Source organism: Streptomyces sp. UNOC14_S4, from assembly GCF_020740835.1.
Classification (GTDB): domain Bacteria; phylum Actinomycetota; class Actinomycetes; order Streptomycetales; family Streptomycetaceae; genus Streptomyces.
On record NZ_JAINFC010000390.1, the window covers coordinates 1 to 7,341 of the forward strand.

Annotated in this window: 6 protein-coding genes; 5 read left to right on the top strand and 1 reads right to left on the bottom strand. The window is 73.4% G+C overall.

What is annotated here, in order from left to right:
* Window positions 1-272: 272 nt before the first annotated feature.
* Window positions 273-2,354 carry a glycosyltransferase gene (locus K6I34_RS27395; protein WP_229329743.1) on the top strand — a complete coding sequence of 694 codons (2,082 nt, stop codon included), beginning with the start codon at window positions 273-275 and terminating at the stop codon, window positions 2,352-2,354.
* A 172-nt stretch (window positions 2,355-2,526) separates the two neighbouring features.
* Here K6I34_RS27395 and K6I34_RS38710 read toward each other — a convergent pair whose 3' ends face one another.
* Entirely contained in the window at window positions 2,527-2,733 is a 207-nt protein-coding gene (locus K6I34_RS38710; protein WP_308294065.1) for an Arc family DNA-binding protein, read from the bottom strand.
* Between the two features lie 17 nt (window positions 2,734-2,750).
* On the opposite strand from K6I34_RS38710, the gene K6I34_RS27405 reads away from it, so the two are divergent.
* From K6I34_RS27405 to K6I34_RS27420, 4 genes are all read left to right on the top strand, one after another.
* Window positions 2,751-3,980 (top strand): transposase, encoded by a 1,230-nt coding sequence (locus K6I34_RS27405; RefSeq protein WP_229329745.1) that lies wholly within the window; start codon window positions 2,751-2,753, stop codon window positions 3,978-3,980.
* A gap of 197 nt (window positions 3,981-4,177) precedes the next feature.
* Window positions 4,178-5,287 carry a DUF4328 domain-containing protein gene (locus tag K6I34_RS27410; RefSeq protein WP_229329747.1) on the top strand — a complete coding sequence of 370 codons (1,110 nt, stop codon included), beginning with the start codon at window positions 4,178-4,180 and terminating at the stop codon, window positions 5,285-5,287.
* A gap of 34 nt (window positions 5,288-5,321) precedes the next feature.
* The gene (locus K6I34_RS27415; RefSeq protein ID WP_121800730.1) at window positions 5,322-5,972 is read left to right on the top strand and encodes an RNA polymerase sigma factor; all 651 of its coding nucleotides are present in this window, start codon (window positions 5,322-5,324) and stop codon (window positions 5,970-5,972) included.
* Window positions 5,972-7,030, top strand: coding sequence for a hypothetical protein (locus K6I34_RS27420; protein WP_229329749.1), 1,059 nt, complete (start codon window positions 5,972-5,974; stop codon window positions 7,028-7,030). Before K6I34_RS27415 ends, K6I34_RS27420 begins: the two co-directional genes overlap by 1 nt.
* The last annotated feature ends 311 nt before the right edge of the window (window positions 7,031-7,341 follow it).

Consider the following 7,341-nt stretch of genomic DNA (forward strand, 5'->3'; position numbering starts at 1 on the left):
CCGCAGGACTGGGCGCGCCCCATCAGGGGCGCGGGGAACTGCGCGACAAGCCCCCACCGGCCCGCAGTCGCCGGACGAGCACAGCGCACCGAGCTCGTGGGCGGTCAGGGGCGCGGGGCTGTGACATTGTGCGGCTCCGCCGCGCGGGCGCGAGAAGTCCCACCGGACCCGCACCCGCAAGCGGACTGGAGCCGCGCCGCGCCAACCGCATAGCCTCACGCCGTGACCCCGCGCACCCGGCCACGGCCACCGCACCCCCGAACGAGGGCCCGATGAAGATCGAATTCCTGCTTCACAACGCGTACGGCATCGGCGGCACCATCCGCTCCACCGTCAACCTCGCCGCGGCCCTCGCCGACAGGCACGACGTGCGGATCGTGAGCGTCAACCGCCCCGTGGACGACCCCGAGCTCACCATCGACCCCCGGGTGCGCCTCACCCCCCTCGTCGACCTCCGCGAGGGCACCGAGACCGACGAGTACGAGGACCCGCTCAACCAGCGGCCCAGCGAGATCTTCCGCGACGAGCGCATCGACAACGGCCGGATGGCCTCGACCGCGCTGACCGACCGGCGCGTCGCCGCCCACCTCGCCGCCACCGACGCGGACGTCGTCATCGCCACCCGCCCGAAGCTCATCGGCTATCTCGCGAAGTACGGCGACGGCGACCGCTACCTCCGCTTCGGCCAGGAGCACCTCACCCACGAGGCGCACGTGCCGGAGCTGCACGCCGTGATGGACCCGGCGATCTCCGCGCTCGACGCCTTCACCACGGTCTCCGAGGCCGACGCCGGGCACTACCGGGAGGCCCTGCCCGACGCGGGGGCGCGCATCCTCTCCGTTCCCAACGCCGTCCCGGCGCCCGTCGCCGAGCCCTCCGACGGCACGTCGAAGCTGATCGTCTCCGCGGGCCGCCTCGTCGCCGTCAAGCGCTACGACCGGCTGATCGCCGCCTTCGCGAAGGTCGCCGCCGAGCGCCCCGACTGGAACCTGCGGATCTACGGGCGCGGCCCTGCCAAGGCCAGGCTGCGCAAGCAGATCGAGGAGCTCGGGCTCTACGAGCGCGTCACGCTCATGGGTGCCCGCTCGCCGATCGAGACCGAGTGGTCCAAGGGTGCCGTCGCCGCCGTGGCCTCGGACGCCGAGTCGTTCGGCATGACCATCGTCGAGGCCATGCACGCGGGTCTGCCGGTCGTCGCCACCGACTGCCCGTACGGCCCGCGCGAGATCCTCACGGACGGCACGGACGGCGTCCTCGTCCCGCTCGACGACTCCGACACCGTCGACGCCTACGCCGACGCCCTGCTGAAGCTCACCGGCGACGCCGCGCTGCGCGCCCGCCTGAGCGCCGCCGCGCGCGAGACCGCGCACCGCTACGAGCCCGCCCGGATCGCGCAGCGTTACGAGGAACTGTTCGAGGAGCTCCGCCCGGGCTGCACGGCCACGGCTCCCGCGACGGTCAAGGACGAGAAGAAGGGCGGCTTCCTGCGCGGCCTGTTCGGTGGCGGCCGCGCCAAGCCCGCCGCAGGGGCGGTCCCCGCCCCCGTGGCCGAGGCCGACGTTCCGAACCCGGACGCCCGCTGCGCCGTCGACGCCGACGGCTCCCTGACGGTCCGGCTGCGCCCCGGGCAGCTCACCCCCGCCGACACCCACGTCCTGCTCCGCCACCGCGGCAGCAAGGGCAAGGAGGCCGTGCGCGTCCCGCTGGCCGCCGACGGCACGGCCCGCCTGGAGCGCGCCGCGCACACATTGGCCGAGGGCCGCTGGGACACCTACGTGGAGCGCGCGGGCGACAAGACCCGGCGCCGTCTGACCGCCGTGCTGGTCGAGCAGAAGGGCCTGCTCGGGCTCCCGTTCACCGTCGGCGCCGCCGGGGTCGCGGCCTGGGTGCCGTACGGGACGAGCGACGGCTTCCTGGCCGTACGCACCTGGCTGCGCGAGCGGCACGCCGAGGCCGAGGAGGTGCGGGTGGGCGAGGACGGCCTCACCGTCACCGTCACCGCGCACGGTGCGGAACTCGGCGACGGCGCCGAACTCGTCGCCCGCCTGCGCCACGGCGACGGGGCCGCGGGCGACGTCCGGGCACCGCTCGCGGGCGGCACCGGCTGCCTCCCGTACGCCCCCATGGCGAAGCGCGTCGGTGACGAGCAGGACCTCTGGGACCTCTTCGTCCGCCCGGCCGCTGGTGCCGCGCTCGTCCGCGTGGGCCGTCTGGCAGGGGACTTCGCGGACCGCAAGGGCATCGACACCTTCCCGGCGGCAGCGGTGGGCGAGCTCCGGATGCGCCCGTACTTCACGGTCACGAACGACCTGACCGTCTCGGTCAAGGACGCGGCGGCCGCCGAGGGCGCGTAGCCGGGGAGACCCGGAGAAGTCCGGATAAGCCGGATAAGGAGGACGGTCGGGGCGCCACCCCCCACAGGAGAGCCCCGACCGCCGTCCGCAGCGGACCCCAGTGAAGCCCGCACTTCCTACAGCGCCGCACGGCCGAAATCTGTCACCTGAAGACCGGAGGATGCCCCGGCCTTCAGGCCGGGGAGGAATCCGGTTTCCCGCGTAGCGGGGCGGGAGGAGCCGAATTGCCGCCGGGCGATTCGGTGTCCGCCCCGACGGTAGCGAGCCCGACCTCGATCAGGTGCAGGATCTCGGAGTTGATGGACCGCCGGTCGGCAGCCGCCTGGGTCGTCAGTCGCTCGTGCAAGTCTTCGGGGATGCGGAGTGCGAAACGAATCATGATGTTATGGTGACATCATGGTGGCATCGAAGGGAGTCGAGGGTGCCGGGCACGCCCGGTGGACGTTCCGGCTTCGCGTGTCGCCCGCCGCCCGGACCGCTCTCCACGCGGAGTGGGGCCGCTGCCGGTGGATCTGGAACGAGTCCGTCGCCAAGTCCAAGCGGACCCACCAGTGGAACAAGCAGCGACCAGAGGGCGCTGACAAGCACACGTGCGGCCCGGCGCAGCTCGACAGGATGCTGACTGAGGCCCGGCAGTCGATGACGTGGCTGCGTGAGGGTTCCAGCGTTCCCCAGCAGCAGGTGATCCGGGACTTCGGCAAGTCCCGCGCCAAGGCTCAGAAGGACATCAGGGAACGGTTGCCGATGCGGCAGCGTGCCGGGATGCCCAAGTGGAAGAAGAAGCGCGGGAGCCGCCCGTCGCTCAGCTACACCAAGCGCGGCTTCCGCCTCAAGGACGGAAAGCTGCACCTCGCGGGCGGGATCGTTCTGACGGTGGTGTGGTCGCGGGAACTCCCGGCCGACCCGTCCTCGGTCCGCGTCTATCAGGACTCCGTCGGGCACTGGTACTGCTCGTTCGTTGTCCCCGCAGGGACCGAACCATTCCCGGAAACCGGTCGCGCGATCGGTATCGACTGGGGCGTGAGGGAGACAGCGGTCACCACATCCGACGCGCATGATCTTCTCCATGCCCAGCACGGCAAGACCGCCGCGCAGAAGCTGGCGAAGTACCAGCGGATGATGGCGAGGCGCAAGCCGCCGAAGGGCAAGCCCGGCAGCAAGGGCTACCGGAGGGCGAAGAAGCGGACGGCGAAGCTGCACAAGAAGATCGCCCGGCAACGGCAGGACACCGGCCGCAAATGGGCCAGGACTGTCGTCCGCGACTTCGGCCACATCGCGGTCGAGGACTTCCGCCCGAAGTTCCTCGCGAAGACCACCATGGCCGGAAAGGCCGCCGACGGAGCCATCTCCGCCACCAAGCAGGCCCTGATCGAACAGGCCCGCAAGCACGGCCGTGTCGTGCACCTGATACACCCCGCGCACACCACGATGGACTGCGCGCACTGCGGGGCGAGAGCCAAGCACCGCATGCCGCTGGGTGAGCGCACCTACACCTGCACCGTGTGTGGAACTGTCTCGCCCAGGGACAAGAACTCCGCCCGCGTGATGCTCGTCCGGGCTGGTCTCAACCCGGCCGGTGCTGAGGACGTAAGACCACCAGGGCCGCTGGTCCCGGTGGCGGTCTGAGCCGGAAATCCCCACATCAGCCCTGGAGGGTGAGGAATCCCCTTCCCTCAGGGAGGGGAGGTTTCAAACTGTCATACCGCCGGGCGTCGGCCGTTTCTGGACGGGTCCGGCTCCCGCCCCGTAACGTGCGGGTCCGCGCCGCAGTCGTCGGCGCCACCTGCCGATCACCGAAACCATGTCCCCAGGGGGCCGAACCGATGTATCCGTGCGGTCGATGCCGCGCCGCCGCCGTGGGCCCGGACGGCCGCTGCGCCGCCTGCGGCGCGTACCAGCAGCAGCTCGCCCCGCAGGCGCCGCCGCCCTACCCGTACGCTCCCGGCGCGCCCATGGCGGGCCCGGTCGGCGGTCCGATGGGAGGCCCGGCCGGCGGTGCGGTGGACCTGCGCAACGGGCTGCGGGTCGCGCTGACGGTGATGCTGGCGCTGACCACGGCGAGCCTGCTGTTCGTCCTCTTCGCGCGTGTGGAGCAGGCCTCGGCGCTCCAGACGATCCTGGACGACGGCATCAGCAGGTCCAACGCCGACGACGCCGACGGCGCGGGCGCGTTCGCCCTCATGGCGAGCGTGCTGCACTACGTGCTGCTGATCGCCACGGGCGTGCTGTGGGTCGTGTGGTTCCGGCGCGCGCGGGTCAACGCCGAGCTGTTCGCGCCCGGCACGCACCGGTTCACCACCGGCTGGGCGGTGGGCGCGTGGTTCACGCCCGTCGTCAACCTCTGGTTCCCCAAGCAGATCGCCGACGACATCTACCGGGCCAGCGCCCCGGTGGGCCAGCACCCGCCCAAGGGGCTGGTGAACGCGTGGTGGACGCTGTGGATCGGCTCCGCGGTCGTCACCACCGCGGCCGCCGTGAAGTCCGGGTCGGCCACCGGCCGGATCGTGTCGTCGCACTACGACGGCACCACCTGGCGGGACGACATCGGCTCCCTCAAGACCGCCGCCAACATGGAGGCCTTCGCGACGGCGCTGATGTTCGCCGCGGGTGTCCTCGCGATCCTCGTCGTGCGCCAGCTCGCGCGCCTCCAGGAGCAGCGCGCGCTCCTGGGCCCCGCGCCGATGGCCCCGATGACTCCGATGGGCCAGATGGGCCAGATGGGCCAGATGGGTCCTATGGCGCCGATGAACCCGATGAACCCGATGAACCCGATGGGACCGACGGGTGCCACGGGAGCGAGCCCGTACGGACAGCCCGGCCCGGCCGGTCCGCAGGCACCCGGTGGGGGCTCGCCCTACGGCGCACCGGGCGCGCCCGGCTGGGGCGGCGGCTCGGCGCAGAATCCTTACGGCAACGGCCCGGCGGGCTACTGAGCCGCGGAATCTCCCAGTGGGGCAGGATGAGGGTGTGCAGGGGGACGACACAGAGCTGACCGCCGCGGTGCGCGCGGCGCAGGGTGGGGACGAGACGGCGTTCCGTACCGTCTACCGCGCCGTCCATCCCCGGCTGCTCGGCTATCTGCGCACGCTCGTCGGCGAGTCGGAGGCGGAGGACGTCGCCTCCGAGACCTGGCTCCAGATAGCCCGCGACCTGGGGCGGTTCAGCGGGGACGCGGACCGGTTCCGCGGCTGGGCGGCGCGGATCGCCCGCAACCGCGCGCTCGACCACATACGGATGCGCGGCAGGCGCCCGGCCATCGGCGGTGACGAGAGCGAGCTCGCGGCCCGCCCCGCCGACGCGGACACGGCGGGGGAGGCCCTCGCCTCCCTCGGCACCGACCACACGTTCGCGCTCATAGCCCAGCTCCCGCAGGACCAGGCGGAGGCGGTCGTCCTGCGCGTGGTCGTCGGCCTCGACGCGAAGAGCGCCGCGGGTGTGCTCGGCAAGCGGCCCGGCGCGGTCCGCACCGCGGCCCACCGGGGCCTGCGCCGCCTCGCCGAACTGGTGACGGCGCCCGAGGCCCTCCCCGGTCAGCGGCAGGCCCACCCATCACACACCGGAGTGAACGCTTCTGCCGGTGTGACGCAATTGCGCACGCGGACGCAGAAGGACATGTGATGGCGGACGACCACCGGTACGACTGGCTGGATGACGACGCCGTGGAGCGGCTGCTGGGCCAGGCACCCGCGACGGGCACGGAGGACGGGTACGCGGACAGGGCCGCGGACGGGTACGCGGACGGGGACGCGCGGGGCACGTCGCCGCTGCCGCCCGAGGCGGCCGGACTGACGGAGCTGCTGCGTTCCCTGACCCCGCCTCCCGCGGCGCCGGACGCCGTCCTGCCCGGCGAGGAGGCGGCGCTGGCGGCCTTCCGTGCCGCACACGCGGCGGTTCCGGCGGCCCCGTCGCCTACGCGCGTCGACGCCGGCGCGGCCGGTGGCGCCGGTGTTGCCGAAAAGGTCCGCGGCGCCCTCGGGCGCTGGCGGCCCGTCAAGGTCGCCGTGGCGATGGCCGTCGCCGGGTGCGCGCTGGGCGGCGTCGCCGTCGCGGCCGGTACGGGCGTGCTCTCGGCGCCCTTCGGCCGGACCACCAGCGAGCCCGAGACCAGCGCCAGCGTCTCCGCGCTCGACGACGCGGGCCTGGAGACCCCGCTGCCCCCGTCGGGCGGCCCCGGCGCCTCGCCGTCCCCCGGCAGGAGCGGCGCCCCCCGCGCGAGCGAGGGCCCGCACGCGCCCGGCGCTCCCGCACCGGGCGGCGGCCCGACCCCCGGGCACGGCGGCAGGGACGACCGCTCCACGGACGGCCTGCCCACGCCGTCGCGGCGTGACGACGGCCGCGACGACAACAACCACCAGGGCGACGACGACGGCGGCGACGACAGACGCGGCGGCACCGCGTGGGCCGCCCGCCTGTGCCGCGACTTCCTCACCACGCAGCGGCGCAGCGGCGGCGGTGTCGACGAGCGCGAATTCCGCGACCTGCAACACACCGCGGGCGCGGCGGGCACGGCGGCGATCCGCACGTACTGCGAGCACCTCCTGGGCGACGACGGCCGCCAGGGCGGCAACAACGGCAGGGGCAACGGCAACGGCAACGACCGCCCTTCCCGCCTCTTGCCGCACGCGGCTGTTCCGCAGCGGCTGCTGCTTCCGGATGCGGTGACGCCGGCGTCGTGACGCCGGCGTCGTGACGCCGGCGCCGTGGTACCGGGGGCGGGGCGCCCTTTACCTCCTACCTCCGGTTGTGGGCATGCGTTCCGCAAAGGGCGGAACGGGTGGGCACAACCGGCCCACCGGCCGCAACCGACCCCCACCGGGGGTCCGGGGGCGGAGCCCCCGGTGGGGGACCAACGCGGCACGGTGCCCACACCCCGGTGTGACACTTCTGGCACCCGCGGCGCTGTACACAGTGAAGCCGACTGGTCATCGGCTGCGCGCGAGCCGGAGTTCCCCCCATACCGTCGGCTCGGCGCACACGGCGCGGGCGG

Excerpts from the sequence above, each read along its gene's own strand:
- K6I34_RS27395 (WP_229329743.1), top strand. The coding sequence starts at position 273 with ATGAAGATCGAATTCCTGCTTCACAACGCGTACGGCATCGGCGGCACC.
- K6I34_RS38710 (WP_308294065.1), bottom strand. The coding sequence starts at position 2,733 with ATGATTCGTTTCGCACTCCGCATCCCCGAAGACTTGCACGAGCGACTG.
- K6I34_RS27405 (WP_229329745.1), top strand. The coding sequence starts at position 2,751 with ATGGTGGCATCGAAGGGAGTCGAGGGTGCCGGGCACGCCCGGTGGACG.
- K6I34_RS27410 (WP_229329747.1), top strand. The coding sequence starts at position 4,178 with ATGTATCCGTGCGGTCGATGCCGCGCCGCCGCCGTGGGCCCGGACGGC.
- K6I34_RS27420 (WP_229329749.1), top strand. The coding sequence starts at position 5,972 with ATGGCGGACGACCACCGGTACGACTGGCTGGATGACGACGCCGTGGAG.